This window comes from Streptomyces sp. NPDC051172, from assembly GCF_040682555.1.
GTDB lineage: Bacteria > Actinomycetota > Actinomycetes > Streptomycetales > Streptomycetaceae > Streptomyces.
The window spans coordinates 1-14,106 of the sequence record NZ_JBFBBE010000178.1 but is presented as its reverse complement, the minus strand read 5'-3'; the positions used below and the strand labels follow the sequence as shown (position 1 = coordinate 14,106).

General features: G+C 70.9%; 11 protein-coding genes. 5 read left to right on the top strand and 6 right to left on the bottom strand.

The features are described 5' to 3' along the window. Positions 1 to 148: 148 nt before the first annotated feature. Entirely contained in the window at positions 149 to 637 is a 489-nt protein-coding gene (locus AB0N07_RS46885; RefSeq protein WP_365846444.1) for an ATP-binding protein, read from the bottom strand. Between the two features lie 197 nt (positions 638 to 834). On the opposite strand from AB0N07_RS46885, the gene AB0N07_RS46880 reads away from it, so the two are divergent. After that, positions 835 to 3,843, top strand: coding sequence for a glycoside hydrolase family 38 C-terminal domain-containing protein (locus tag AB0N07_RS46880; protein WP_365846440.1), 3,009 nt, complete (start codon positions 835 to 837; stop codon positions 3,841 to 3,843). On the opposite strand, the gene AB0N07_RS46875 is transcribed toward AB0N07_RS46880, so the two are convergent. Further along, positions 3,844 to 4,305, bottom strand: coding sequence for a hypothetical protein (locus AB0N07_RS46875; protein ID WP_365846438.1), 462 nt, complete (start codon positions 4,303 to 4,305; stop codon positions 3,844 to 3,846). It abuts the gene before it with no gap. A 397-nt stretch (positions 4,306 to 4,702) separates the two neighbouring features. Between AB0N07_RS46875 and AB0N07_RS46870 the strand changes: the two genes are divergently transcribed. Continuing rightward, complete coding sequence (locus AB0N07_RS46870; protein ID WP_365846436.1) at positions 4,703 to 6,031, top strand: helix-turn-helix domain-containing protein; 1,329 nt, start codon at positions 4,703 to 4,705, stop codon at positions 6,029 to 6,031. Positions 6,032 to 6,097: 66 nt separating this feature from the next. Here the strand turns inward: AB0N07_RS46870 and AB0N07_RS46865 are convergent, their stop codons facing one another. Beyond that, positions 6,098 to 7,624, bottom strand: a complete 1,527-nt coding sequence (locus AB0N07_RS46865) for a PP2C family serine/threonine-protein phosphatase (RefSeq protein WP_365846434.1) — start codon at positions 7,622 to 7,624, stop codon at positions 6,098 to 6,100. A 175-nt stretch (positions 7,625 to 7,799) separates the two neighbouring features. Between AB0N07_RS46865 and AB0N07_RS46860 the strand changes: the two genes are divergently transcribed. Continuing rightward, positions 7,800 to 8,282: a DUF456 domain-containing protein gene (locus AB0N07_RS46860; RefSeq protein WP_365846432.1), complete on the top strand. Its 483-nt coding sequence runs from the start codon at positions 7,800 to 7,802 to the stop codon at positions 8,280 to 8,282. A 67-nt stretch (positions 8,283 to 8,349) separates the two neighbouring features. Continuing rightward, a complete protein-coding gene (locus tag AB0N07_RS46855) occupies positions 8,350 to 8,727 on the top strand; it encodes a PPOX class F420-dependent oxidoreductase (protein ID WP_365846430.1) in 378 nt (125 codons plus the stop codon). Here the strand turns inward: AB0N07_RS46855 and AB0N07_RS46850 are convergent. The 3 genes from AB0N07_RS46850 to rsgA form a co-directional block, all read right to left on the bottom strand. After that, positions 8,724 to 9,233: a methylated-DNA--[protein]-cysteine S-methyltransferase gene (locus tag AB0N07_RS46850; protein ID WP_365846428.1), complete on the bottom strand. Its 510-nt coding sequence runs from the start codon at positions 9,231 to 9,233 to the stop codon at positions 8,724 to 8,726. The two genes, AB0N07_RS46855 and AB0N07_RS46850, sit on opposite strands and share 4 nt — an antisense overlap. After that, positions 9,233 to 10,627 (bottom strand): AlkA N-terminal domain-containing protein, encoded by a 1,395-nt coding sequence (locus AB0N07_RS46845; protein ID WP_365846442.1) that lies wholly within the window; start codon positions 10,625 to 10,627, stop codon positions 9,233 to 9,235. Before AB0N07_RS46845 ends, AB0N07_RS46850 begins: the two co-directional genes overlap by 1 nt. Before the next feature lie 204 nt (positions 10,628 to 10,831). After that, positions 10,832 to 11,995 carry a ribosome small subunit-dependent GTPase A gene (rsgA, locus tag AB0N07_RS46840; protein WP_365846426.1) on the bottom strand — a complete coding sequence of 388 codons (1,164 nt, stop codon included), beginning with the start codon at positions 11,993 to 11,995 and terminating at the stop codon, positions 10,832 to 10,834. Between the two features lie 820 nt (positions 11,996 to 12,815). On the opposite strand from rsgA, the gene AB0N07_RS46835 reads away from it, so the two are divergent. Then, a complete protein-coding gene (locus AB0N07_RS46835) occupies positions 12,816 to 13,940 on the top strand; it encodes an IS256 family transposase (protein WP_365846424.1) in 1,125 nt (374 codons plus the stop codon). The last annotated feature ends 166 nt before the right edge of the window (positions 13,941 to 14,106 follow it).

Here is a 14,106-nt window from a genome sequence, read left to right as displayed (position 1 = left end):
AGCAGGCCCGCCCCTTCAGATGGACCAAGACCGCGGACCAGATCATCGACCGCATCTGCCGCTACTGCGACAGGATCTGCGGACCGGAACACTAGAACGGCCTGCACGGGAAGGGGGCGTGACCGTCGGGTCACGCCCCCTTCCCGTGTCATGTCGCTCCGGCGTCGAGTTCGAACCACACCACCTTCCCCACCCCGTGCGCCCGTACGCCCCACGCGTCCGCGAGGGACTGCACCAGGACCAGGCCTCTGCCGTGCGTACCGTCGTCGGCGTTCGGTACGCGCAGTCTGGGCCTGCGGCCCACGAAGTCCCTCACCTCCACCCGCAGTCCACGGGGTCCGAGGGTGGCGGTCAGCACCGCGTCCTGGTCGGTGTGGATGAGTGCGTTGGTGACGAGTTCGCTGGTGAGCAGCTCCGCTATCTCCGAGCGGCCGGACCTGCCCCACTGCCGTAACAGCTCGCGCAGCGCCCGGCGTGCCTCGGGCACCGCCTTCAGGTCCGCGCGGCCCAGTCTCTGCCGCAGCTTCCGTGTCTCGGACGGCTGCGCCTGGTCCGCGTCGCCGTCGGCCTTTTCCTCCGTCTTCGCCGAGAAGGCCCCGATCGCCGTGGGACCGCCCCCTCGTGCCTGACTCTTCATGACCCCCGCCCGCGTGCCGATGTCGGTCCCCTCCTTGTCGAACACGTTCACGGGATCCATGCCCCTCTGGGCGCGGGGCAGTCATGTCGAATGCTCAACGACCAGGTGTTCGGCCACGGATGCTGCGGTTCCGGCCGGATGGCGGGACCCTTTGGAAAACGAGGCACCACAGCCGTCCGAGCGCCGAGGGAGCCGCCGTGCACGACGACCGAACGCTGGTGGAGGCGCGCCTGGAGCGCGCCATGGGACAGTTCGTGCGGCCCGCGCAGTACGCGGAGCGCGTGCCGCTGGTGCTGTCCGTGTGGCATGTGCCCGGCGAACCGGTACCGGTGGACCAGGCGCTGCAGGCCGACTACGAGACCTTCACAACCGGAACGGCCTGGGGAAAGCCCTGGTCGACGAGTTGGTTCCGGTTGACGGGCCGGGTCCCCGAGGAGTGGGCCGGGCACCGTGTGGAGGCGGTGATCGACCCCGGGTTCACCGGCGACGGCCCCGGTTTCCAGGCCGAGGGGCTGCTCTACGACGCCGCGGGCGTGCCCCTGAAGGGCATTCACCCGCGCAACCGTCACCTGGCCGTGGGCTCCCCGGCGAGCGGAGGCGAACCGGTGCATCTGCTGCTGGAGGCGGCCGCCAATCCGGCCGTGCTGCACGGCTTCGAACCCACGCACCTGGGAGACGTCCTGACCGCCGGGGACCGTCTCATCTACCGGTTCCGCTCTGCCGACCTCGCCGTACTCGACGAAGCCGTGTGGCAGTTGGTGCTGGACGTCGAGGTGCTTTCGGAGCTGATGCACGAGCTGCCCATGGACCGGCCCCGGCGGCACGAGATCCTGCGCGCCCTGGAGGACATGCTCGACGCCCTCGATCTGCACGACGTCTCCGGTACGGCAGCTGCCGCCCGGGCCGCGCTGACCGACGTACTGTCCCGCCCGGCCTCCGCGAGCGCGCACCGGATCTCGGCAACCGGGCACGCCCACATCGACTCGGCCTGGCTGTGGCCGCTGCGCGAGACGGTCCGCAAGGCCTCGCGCACCTTCGCCAACGTCACCGCACTGGCCGCCGACTACCCCGAGCTGGTGTTCTCCTGCTCGCAGGCCCAGCAGTACGCCTGGGTGAAGGAGCACCAGCCGCACATCTGGGAGCGGATCAAGAAGGCCGTGGCGGACGGCAACTGGGCGCCCGTCGGGTCGATGTGGGTGGAGTCGGACGCCAACATGCCCGGCGGCGAGGCGCTGGCACGACAGATCGTGCACGGGAAGCGGTTCTTCGCCGAAGAACTGGGCGTGGAGACGGAGGAGGTCTGGCTTCCGGACTCCTTCGGCTACACCGCGGCCTTCCCGCAGCTCGCAAAACTGGCCGGAATCCGATGGTTCCTCACCCAGAAACTCAGCTGGAACCAGTCGAACAAGATGCCCCATCACACCTTCTGGTGGGAGGGCATCGACGGCACCCGCGTCTTCACGCACTTCCCGCCCGTCGACACCTACAACTCGCAGTTCCACGGCCGCGAACTCGCCCGCGCGGAACGCAACTTCGCCGAGAAGGGGCGCGCCAACCGCTCGCTCGTGCCGTTCGGGTGGGGTGACGGGGGTGGCGGCCCGACCCGCGAGATGCTGGAGAAGGCCCGTCGGCTGCGCTCCCTGGAGGGTTCACCGCGCGTGGAGGTCGAGAAGCCGTCCGCGTTCTTCGCGGCCGCCGAGCAGGAGTACGGGCCCGCGGCCCCGGTGTGGTCGGGCGAGCTGTACCTGGAGCTGCACCGGGCCACCTACACGACCCAGGCGAAGACCAAGCAGGGCAACCGGCGCTCGGAACATGCCCTGCGCGAGGCCGAGTTGTGGTGCACCACGGCGGCCGTACGCAATCCGTCGTACGCCTACCCGTACGACGCCCTGGACCGGCTGTGGAAGACGGTGCTGCTGCACCAGTTCCACGACATCCTGCCCGGGTCCTCGATCGCCTGGGTGCACCGGGAGGCGCGGGACACGTATGCGCGGGTGCTGGCGGAGGCGGAGGAGCTCACGGCTGCGGCCGTGGAGGCGCTGGGGACGGGCGGGCCCGTGGTGCTCAACGCCTCGCCGTACGAGCGGACCGAGATCGCCGGGGGCGTGCTGGTGACCGCGCCGGGGCTGGGCAGTGCGCCGGTCGTGGGCGCGGCGGGCGAGGTCGTACGGGCCGAGGAGGACGACGGCACGTACGTACTGGAGAACTCCCGGCTCCGGGTCACCGTGGACGCACAGGGGTTGCTCTCCTCGGTCCGTGATCTCGCCGCCGACCGCGAGGTGCTGTGTGGCTCCGGCAACCTCCTCCAGCTGCACCCCGATCACCCCAACGCCTGGGACGCCTGGGACATCGACCGGCACTACCGGCGCCGGCACACGGACCTCACGGACGTCGAGTCGGTGGAGCTGGTGGAGGCCGGGCCGCCGGCGGCGGCGGTGCGGGTGACGCGGACCTTCGGGAAGTCGCGGATCACCCAGGAGATCCGCCTCGCGGCCGGTGCGCGGCGCCTCGACGTCGTCACGGACGTCGACTGGCAGGAGTCCGAGAAGGTGCTGAAGGCCGCATTCCCGCTCGACGTGCACGCCGAACGCTCCACCGCGGAGATCCAGTTCGGGCACGTCCACCGCCCGACGCACACCAACACGTCCTGGGACGCCGCCCGCTTCGAGATCTGCGCGCACCGCTGGCTCAGGGTCGCGGAGGAGGGCTACGGCGTGGCGGTCCTCAACGACTCGACGTACGGCCACGACGTGACCCGCACCCCGCACGAGGGCGGCCTCGGCACGACCGTACGCCTGACGCTGCTGCGTGCTCCGCACAGCCCCGACCCGGAAACCGACCTGGGCACGCACCGCTTCACCTATGCGCTGCTGCCGGGAGCGGACGTCGGGCACGCGGTCGCCGAAGGGCTCGCGCTGAACCTGCCGCTGCGGGTGGCGCAGGCGCCGGTCGTGGAGCCGCTGGTCCGCGTCGACCACCCGGCCGTGACCGTCGAGTCGGTGAAGCTCGCGGAGGACCGCAGCGGCGATGTGGTGGTACGGCTGTACGAGTCCAGGGGCGGACGGGCGCGGGCCACGCTGGCGCCCGGGTTCCCGGCGGGCCGGGCCGAGGTGACGGATCTACTGGAACGGCCGCAGCACGAAAGCGACTTGAGCTTCGAGCTGCGGCCGTTCCAGATCCTCACGGTGCGGCTGCGACCGGAGTGACTACTTGGCCGCTGCGCCCTTCTCGCCGATGTGGAAGATCTGGCGGCTGTCGCGGTTCATGTCCACCACCAGCTTGGTGCTGGTGTTCCGGCTCCAGGTGAGGGTGACGACGGCCTCCGTGCGGTGCGCGGTGCTGCCGTTGTCAGTGACCTTCCAGGCGAGCGGGACGTTCTGGGCACGCAGGACGCCGTCGGCGTGCTCCCGGTCCTCCCAGGCCGCCAGTTCCTTCTGGAAGGCAGGGGTCAGGTAGTGGGCGCGCAGCGCGTCCCCGAGGTTGCCGCTGTCCTCGTCGGTCACCGCGTCGATGTAGGCGCCGTAGAAGTCGGCGATGCGGCTGACGTTGTCGGACGGCTTGCCGCTGACGCTGTGCGCGGCGCCGGCGGAGGCCTGGGCGGTGGCACCGAGGCCGAGGGCGACGGCGAGAAGGCCGGCGGTGAGGACGGTGCGGGTCTTGCTGCTCATGTTCGGTTCCCCGTTTCGAGTGGTTCGAGTGGTTCGAGCGGTTCGAGTGATTGAGCGGTCGAGTGGTCGAGCTGTGCTGTGGGCCGCCCTCCCGACCCCCGAGGCGGGAGGGCGGCCCTGAAGTCGAGGTCGGCTGCGGTTCCGTAGCGCCCGAAGGGGCGCGGGGAACTGCGCGACCGGCCACAACGACGGTGCGGACGATCGTCCGCCGTGAATGAGTGCAGGGGTGTCGGTCGTCGCCCGACGCCGGTTGGTCGGTCCGGCCCGGTCGGTGCGATACCAAGAGCATCGGCGGTCACGGCGGGCCGGCGCAACGGCAGACGCCCCATCCGCGACGGTGGAACCATCCCAGCCCTTCTGACGTGCAGATACATGAGTGCCTGGGATACGGGATGCGATGGACGACGGGGGAACATTGGAGACTCGGGACGACGTCGAGGCGTTCGCGGCGCTGTTACGGCAGTTGAAGGACCGCACGGACCGGAGCTACGGCTCCCTGGCCCGCCGCCTCAACATGAACACCTCCACGCTCCACCGGTACTGCGCGGGCGAGGCGGTACCGCAGGACTTCGCACCCGTGGAACGGCTGGCGGCCTTCTGCGAGGCGACACCCGGGGAACGGCTCGAACTCCACCGGCTGTGGCTGCTCGCGGTGGCGGCACGGCAGCGGCCGCGGGCCGCGGGTGAGGGGGCCGGGGCAGAGCCGACGGAGGTCCTGGAGGGCCAGAGCCCTGGGGGGACGACGAGTCCCGAGGGGCCGTCGCGCCCGGAGGAGCCGGTGCGCCCGTCGGCCCCTCCCTGGTTCCGACGCCGACGCACCCTCCTCGGGACCGCCGTGGGGACCGTACTGCTCGTCACGTTCGGCAGCCTCTCCGCCCTGTCGGCCGACCGCTTGCCGGGCGATTCGGCCAAGGCCCCCGGACAGTCCCGCACCACCGAACCCCCCGCGTCCCGACGCCCCTCGGCCGTGGCGACCGGCCCCTCCCCCACCGGCTCCTCGGCCTCACCGTCGGCAGGCCCAGAAGCTTCTGCCGACCCCACGTCGAAGGAGGGCGCGACGGCCGGCGGTAAGAGCGGAGCGCCCGCCTCCACCGGTGTGCCCCTCGCCTGGAGCGCCGACTCCCAGATCTGGGACGGGGGTTGCGCACACGACTACGTCATCGGCAAACAGCCGGACCAGGTGCCCCCGCCGCCGGTACCGCAGGACGCCGCGGCATGGGCGGCCACGCAGCGGGCGGTGCACGGGCGGCAGACGATGGTGCAGATCTCGGTGCAGGGGAAGTCGTCCACGGCCGTGGTCCTGGAGGCCCTCCGGGTCCGTATCGTCGGACGCGGCACCCCGGTCACCGGCACCACCTACGACATGGCGCAGGGCTGCGGCGGCGGCCTCGGCCCGCGCTACTTCGACGTGAACCTCGACGTCAACCGCCCCATCGCCCGCGCGGTCTCGGGCGCCGACGACCGAGGAGACCCCGCCCCCGCGGTGCAGTTCCCCTACCGCGTCTCCGCTCAGGACCCGGAAGTGCTGCTGGTCACCGCGACGACGGAAACGTATGACTGCTCCTGGTACCTCGAACTCGACTGGTCCTCCCAGGGCCGCACCGGCACGGTCCGGATCGACGACCACGGCCGCCCCTTCCGCACCAGCAGCATCAAGGGCCTGCCCCGCTACTGGTACGGCACGAACGGCCACGGGGTACGGCAGTGGGTGCCGGTCGGCAGTTAGCCGAGGGCGGGGCATGTTTCGGTCTCCGCGGATCCCTGCGGGTCCATGAATTCACACGCCGCGCCGTCACGCCTCCCAGACTGCGGCAGCCGTACGGTCGTCCGCGTATCCCTTGACCCTGACCTGGGTGTCGGCGAGGAAAGCGGCGAGGCCGGGCGGGGTGGGCCCGGACCACCGGGTCGTCAGATACCGGCACAGATCGGGTTCGCCGCGCAACGGCTCCGCGAGGCCGCTGCTGCACATCAGCAGCGTGTCCCCCGGGTGGGCGACGGAGGCACGGAACCGGAAGGGCTCGCGGGGCGGCTCGGGGGCGGGTTCGTACGGGCTCGGCGGGGTCGGGATCCCGAGGTCCATGGTGAGCCGGTCGCCCTCGGGGGTCTCCGCGGGCAGCGAGCCGAAGCCGACGACGGGCTCGCCGGTGGCTTCGCTGACCCGCGGCTCGATGTCCTGCCAGTCGCCGTCACGCAGGCGGAACAGTCCGCCGGCGCCCACCCCGAAGAAGACCCGTGTACGGCACTCGGGGTCGGCGGGCAGGAGCAGACAGCGCAGGGTGGCCGCGTACTCCTCGGGGTCGATGCCCTGTTCGGAGGCGCTGGCGCGGAGCTTGCCGAGGCTGCGGTCGGTGAGGCGGTGCAGGCCCGACTTGAGGTCGCCGCGCCGGCCTGCCCTTATGTCCTCCGCGAGCCGGGCATGACTGCGGCCGACGGCCCGGCCGATCCAGTGGCAGGCCTCGGCGGCCGCCCGGTGCGCGCCCGGTGTGGCGCGGGCGCCGGTGGCCATCGCCACCAGGACCAGTGCGTGCTCTCCGGTGCCGAAGCGGGCGGTGAGGAGGGAGTCGCGGCGCGGCTCGCCCCGGTAGCGGGCGGAGTCCCCGCGGACCGAGACGGCACGGAGGGTGCAGGCACCGTAGCGGGCGCCGTCCAGCACGGTGTCCGCGACCAGGTCGTCGAGGTCGTCGGGGTCGGCGGGCGGGAGCGCGGTGGGCTCGGCGTCGTAGGTGGGCGGGCCCGAGCCGACGTAGTCGAGGGAGACCGGGGGGAAGGTGGGGAGGTCGAGGTGGGTGGCGGTGTGTGCGGGCGCGGGAGCCGGCGCCGACGAGGCGGCGGCCTGCTGCGGGACGGGCTGCGCGGCGGTGGCGCGATGACGGGCGGTGTGCGGGAGCGTGCCGTCGGCCACCTGCGGCGAAGGGCTGCCCGCGGCATGGCGCGGACGGTGCTCCGCGACCGGCACGGATTCCGCGTCCGCCGGGGTGACGGCAGCAGCGGGCGAGCCGTTCCGGGCCAGGTCCGCGTCCGCCGCGCCACTCGGGCTGTTCGCCTCGGGGGGCATGCGCGACTCGGGCACCGTCGTGCCGGGTGTTTCCGTTGAGGTACGGCCGCCGGGCGGGGGCGGGAGGTCCCAGGGCGCCCTCCGCTGGGCGAACCCCTCGTCCACGCCCGCCCCGGCCTCGGCACCCATGGCCCCGGCCACCGAGGCGAACCGGTCGTCCAGGGTGTCGGGCGCGGCTGCGGGGCCCGTGTCCTCGGTGGAGTCGTCGTACAGCTGCCCCCACCAGTCGTCCTCACCGGTGGGACTTCCCCCCTGCTGGCTCATGCCCCTAATTGTCCACCGCATGGGCGGTATGAAAACGGGGCATCAGGAAAAACCGGCACAGCACTCCGCATGAGGCGGGCATCAAGAGTGAGCCATCGAACGGCGGTGCGGAAAGAGTGGCCGGTGTGACCCGGGCCCGGACCGCTGACCTGCGTCTCCTCCCTCCCTCCTGCACATGGGAGAGTGGGACCTCCTGCTGGTCGGACTGGTCCTCCTGCTCGGCCTGTGCGGAGTGCTGGTGCCCGGGGTACCGGGATCGTGGCTCGTGTGGGCCGCGGTCCTGTGGTGGGCGCTGAAGTCCACACAGCCGGTGTCCTGGTGGATCCTGGTGGGCGCGACCCTCGCGATATTCCTCTCCCAGGTGGTCCGCTGGGCACTGCCCCCCAGACGGCTGCGCGCGAGCGGCGCCACCCCGCGGATGGGGGTCTACGCGGGGGCGGGCGCACTCCTGGGCTTCTTCCTCATCCCCGTGCTCGGCACGATCCCCGGCTTCATCGGCGGCATCTACCTGTACGAACGCCTTCGCCTCGGCCGGCACGGCGAGGCGAAGGCGGCCTTGCGCACCGCGATGCGCTCGGGCGGCTCCAGCGTGCTGGCGGAGCTGTTCACCTGTCTGCTGATCGCGGGGGCGTGGCTGGGCGCGGTGATCTGGGGCTGACGTAGGGCCACGGGCCTAGGCCGAGGATCCGATGTGCGGCGTGGGGCACGCGTGCTTCGCTTCTCCCATGACCGAATTCAGCGAGGCGGAACGCGCGTACCTGAAGTCGCAGCGCCTGGGGCGGCTGGCCACCGTCGACCGGGACGGGCAGCCACAGGCCAACCCGGTCGGTTTCTTCCCCCGGGACGACGGCACCATCCTGATCGGCGGCTACGCCCTGGGCCGCACCAAGAAGTGGCGCAACCTCCTGCAGAACCCCAAGGTCGCCCTGGTCGTCGACGACATCGTGAGTGTGCGCCCGTGGAAGGTACGAGGCGTCGACATCCGGGGCGAGGCCGAACTCCTCACCGGCCCGCACGAGTTGGGCCCGCACCTCAGCGAGGAGGTGATCCGCATCCAACCGCGCCGGATCCACAGCTGGGGCCTGGAGGACCAGGAGGGCTAGAGGGCCGGCAGGGTCGCGGAAGGCTGCAGGACACCTTCCAGCGTCAGCAGCTGCACCTTCCGTTCGAGGCCGCCCGCATACCCGGTCAGCGAACCGTCCGCTCCGATCACCCGGTGGCACGGCCGGACGATCAGCAGCGGATTGGCGCCGATCGCGCCGCCCACGGCCCGTACGGCTGCCCGTGAGGCGCCGATCCGCGCGGCGATCTCGCCGTAGGTGGTGGTCGCGCCGTACGGAACACTGCCGAGAGCGGCCCACACCCGCTCCCTGAACTCGCTCCCGGCGGTGCTGAACTCCAGCCGGAACTCCTTCAGTTCACCGGCGAAATAGGCCGCCAACTGCTCCTCGGCAGCACGGAAGGCGGCGGGCTCGAACCGCCAACCGGCCTGCACCTCACGCCCCTTCCTCTGTCCGGGCACGGACACGGAGGTCAGAGCACCGGCCGGATCGGCGGTGAGGAGGAGGGGCCCGACAGGACTGTCGAAGCGGCTCCAGAGAACACTCATCAGGATCGGTCCCACTCTCTCGCTACACGCAGGTGTTGCAGGGCATACGAGCGCCAGGGGCGCCAGCTGTCGGGAACGTCGGGGGCGGGCGGGGCGGCGTCGGGATCGCCGAGCGCCCGGGTGCGGATCACGGCGACCGTATCCGCGTCCATGCCGGGCACGGCGAGCAGCGCGGCCTCCGCCTCGTCGCGGTCGACGCCCGGATCCAGGCGTACGGCGCCGTCGGCGAGGGCGGCGGTGAGCGCGCCCAGCGTGCCGTCCGGTTCGGCCTCCGCGAGGACGGCGGGCTCGGGGAACAGACGGGTGAGGCTGCCGCACGGCGCGTCGAGCGCCTTCCCGTACTGCCGTACGAGCCGTTCGGCCTCCGCCCGCCCCACCAGCGCGCGCACCGCCAGTTCCTCGGGATCCGCGGCCCCCGGCGACCGCAGCCCCGGCCGGGCGGCGACCAGCGGCGCGAGCCTGTCGTCACCGCCGAGCCGCTCGTCCACGGCGTACGGATCCGCGTCGAGATCGAAGAGCCGCCTCAGCCGCACCACGGCGGTGGTCAGATCACGGGGATCGGTGAGCTGCAGCCGGGCGTCCAGCCAGCCACCGGGATGGGCACCGGACGCGGACCTGGCGGCCCCCGCGCGCTCGTCGACGGCGACGATGCCGGTTCCGTGCGGAAGCCGGAGGGTACGCCGATAAGTCCGCCGCCCACGCGCCCCACTCACCTCCTCGACCTCACCCACGGCCTCACCCGCGAGCAGATCGAAGACGGCACCGGCCTGGTACGGCCCCCGGTGGGCGAGCCGCAGCGGAATCCCCGCGGCCGGGGTGGCAGCACGCCGACCCGCACTGGGAGCGGCCGCCCGCAGCTCGCTCGGCGTCGACGCGTACACGTCCCGGATCGTGTCGTTGAACTGGCGGACACTGGCGAACCCGGACGCGAACGCGATCTCCGTGATCGGCAGCTCCGTCGTCTGCACCAGAACCCGCGCGGTGTGCGCCCGCTGGGCCCGTGCGAGAGCGACGGGCCCGGCCCCGAGCTCACCGGTCAGCTGCCGCTGCACCTGCCGCGCGCTGTACCCGAGCCGCGCGGCAAGCCCGCTGACCCCCTCCCGGTCCACAACCCCGTCTCCGATGAGCCGCATGGCCCGCCCCACCACATCCGCCCGCACATTCCACTCGGCCGACCCCGGCACGGCATCCGGCCGACACCGCCGACAGGCCCGGAACCCCGAGCCCTGCGCGGCGGCGGCCGTCGCAAAGAACCGGACGTTACGCCGCTTCGGCGTCACAGCCGGGCAACTCGGCCGACAGTAGATCCCGGTCGTCGCGACGGCGAAGAAGAACTCCCCGTCGAACCGGGCATCCCGGCTCCGCACGGCTTCGTACCTGCTGTCTTCGTCCACCACACCACCCAGTCTCCGCCGCCCGGGACGATCGAGCTGGCGGAAATCGGACGTGGAGTACGCGAGGCGGGCGCACGAGGTCGCGCGCGAACGAGGCCACGTCAGCCCATCTCAGCCCGTCCGGCGTTTGAGGACGAGGCCGTTCTCAGGCCGAAGCGGGGGCCCGGGGGCGGCAGCCCCCAGCCGGCGCCCCACCCGGCACCCTTACCGCCGCCCCCGCTTGAGCTCCATTGCCGCCCGCCCCTCGGACCCCCTCCGCTTCCACTCCCGCCGAAGCTCCGCACGGACCCGCGCATCGGTCTTCGCCACAATCCACTGATTCTCCCGCATCAGCTTGCGATAACTCTCCAGCCGCCGATGCGGCAACTCCCCGCTCTCGACAGCCTCCCGCACCGCACACCCCGGCTCCGCATCATGCGCGCAGTCGTGGAAGCGGCACCGCTCGGCCAGTTCCTCGATCTCGGAGAAGACCTGTCCGACCCCGCTCTCGGCGTCCCAGAGGCCGACGCCCCTGAGCCCCGGAGTGTCGATGAGGACACCGCCGCCGGGCAGTGCGAGCAGGTTGCGGGTGGTCGTCGTATGACGCCCCTTGCCGTCGACGTCCCGCGCGGCCTGCACCTCCATCACCTCGGCGCCGAGGAGCGCGTTGGCGAGGGTCGACTTGCCCGCACCGGACTGCCCGAGCAGCACGGACGTACCGCCGGAGACGAGGCCGACGAGGACGTCGAGCCCGTCCCCTTCCACGGCGCTGACCGTCAGCACGGTCACGCCCGGCGCGGACAGTTCGACGTCCTGGACGAGATGCGCGCGCGTCACCGCGTCGGGCACCAGGTCGGCCTTGGTGAGCACGACCAGCGGCTGCGCACCCGACTCCCAGGAGAGTGCCGACTTATGCAGCAGGGCCTCACCGCCCGAACTGGACATGGCAAGCGCCAGGAACCGCTCGATCCGCCCGAGGTCCAGTTCGGCCGCGAGCGACACACAGATGACGGCATGATCGATGTTAGTGGCCAGCACCTGGCCCTCGGAGCGCTTCGACGACGTCGAGCGCACGAAGGCGGTCCGGCGCGGCAGCAGCGTCCGTACGTACAGCGGATCGCTGCCTTCAGGGTCCACGGCGACCCAGTCCCCCGTGCACACGACCTTCATCGGGTCACGGGGAACGACGAACTCGGTGTCGGCACGGATGATCCCGACCGGTGTGACGACGTCACACAGGCCACGGTCGACCCGCACGACACGGCCGGGCAGAAGACCCTGCTCGGCAAATGGAGCGAATTCGGCCTCCCAGTCCGCATCCCAGCCGTACGGCGCGAGGAGATGCGAGAAGGACGAGGACGAACCCAGGAGAGAAGAAGAGGAAGACAAGGGGTGACCCTTCACAAGGGTGGCCCCGGCACCGCGCTCACAAGCGCGGGAGAAGCAGAGGTCAGCCGGAGACCACAGGAGTGGACTGAATGAACTTCTGGTTGCGGGCAACGCCCATCACAGAGACAGCCATCGGTCACACCTCCCCTTTCTCACTCGGCCGACAGCAGCGGCCAACAGCCGCTGCCTGAAGTGGACCTCACCATAGAGGCGCCCGCACCCGAGCGCCACCGATTTTCTGACAGGGGCACAGGCTGTGCTGTCGCGGAGCTGAATTGGGTTCCGCTTGCGCTTCTGGCCAGCAAGCAGAGCTGTGAGGTGCGCGGTGAACTCCTCTGGGTGTAGCTCCTTTGGAGGGACGGCTTCACCAGCACCGACCTTCGGATCCACAAGTGGCGCGTGATCCCTCCGGCGTCCTCGAACCGCCCCGCGTTCACCAGCGCGGGTCGGACTTTCGATCTTGGTTGCGGCTGACGCGGCGACCTGCGGCGTTCGTCTGGAGGGCACTTGCACTGCGCGCGATCGAATTTGCATAGTCCCAGCTCAACCCCACCCTTCAAGGGAGCTACACCCATCTCGGAAAGGAGCACTGGCCGCAGCAGGTTTGGGCACAGAGGGAACTAACAGGAAGCACCCTGATAACCGGGCGTGCCACCGCTACGGTAATCGGCGTGATCGCTTCAGCAGGTTGCGTCCATGGAGATGGTGTACGGGTTCGACCTGATCCGGGGGTTTGCTCCGGCATCGGGATGGCGCCCGCATAGATGAACGGCCACCGGCTGATCTTCGAAGTGTCGAAGCCTCGAAGGAGATCAGCACGATGACCGCACCCGACAGTCTGCCCCTGCACGCCCTCGCCGAAGACAATCTCGCCGCGGCGAGTCCCGATCTGCTGCGCGCGATGGTCAAGACGTTCGCCGACGCGCTCATGTCCGCCGAGGCCGACGCCCTCTGCAACGCCGAATACGGGCAGGTCAGCAACGAGAGAGTCAATCACCGCAACGGCTACCGCCCGCGCGAGTGGGACACCCGCGCCGGCACCGTCGAACTCGCCATCCCCAAGCTGAGGCAGGGCAGTTACTTCCCGCACTGGCTGCTGGAACGCCGTCGCCGTGCCGAGCAGGCCCTCATCTCGGTGGTCGCCACCGCCTACCTGCTGGGCGTCTCCACCCGCCGTGTCGAGAAGCTCGCCGAGAGCCTGGGTGTCACCCAGCTGTCGAAGTCCCAGGTCAGCGCGATGGCCAAGCACCTGGACGAACAGGTCGCCGCGTTCCGCAACCGGCCGCTGGACGCCGGGCCGTATGTGTTCGTCTGGGTGGACGCGCTCACGCAGAAGGTCCGCGAGGGCGGCCGCATCATCAACGTCCACGCGCTGATCGCGGTCGGCGTCAACGCAGACGGCCACCGCGAGATCCTCGGCATCGACGTGGCCACCGCCGAGGACGGCGCCGGCTGGCTCGCCTTCCTGCGCTCGCTGATCGCACGCGGCCTGTCCGGCGTCCAACTGGTCATCTCCGACGCGCACATGGGCCTGGTCAACGCGATCGGCGCCACCCTGCCCGGCGCGAGCTGGCAGCGATGCCGCACCCACTACGCCCGCTCGCTGCTGAGCCAGGTGCCCAAGTCGGCCCAGCCCTGGGTGGCCACGCTGCTTCGGACCGTCTTCGAACAACCCGACACCGACGCCGTGAAGGCCCAGATGCGACACGTCCTGGACGCTCTGGAAGCCAAGTTCCCCAAGGCCGCAGCTCACTTGGACACCGCCCAGGGCGACGTCCTGGCGTTCACCCTTCATCGGGTCACGGGAACGACGAACTCGGTGTCGGCGCGCACGGTGCCGACCGGGGTGATGACGTCGCACAGACCACGGTCGACACGGACGCGCACTCACAGGCGCGAAAGAGCAGGAAAGGTCAGCCGGAAACCACGGAGGTGCAGTGGATGAACTTCTGATTGCGGGCAGCGCCCATCACAGAGACATCCGCTTCACGCGGTGGTAGCAATCTCCATATGCCATGAGCCTCGATCCACCGCGTGATAGTCGGCCTGTGGACAGAGGAATAGGAAGAGGTGCCTGCTGACCTGCGATGATGGGAGTTCCTACGCTTCCA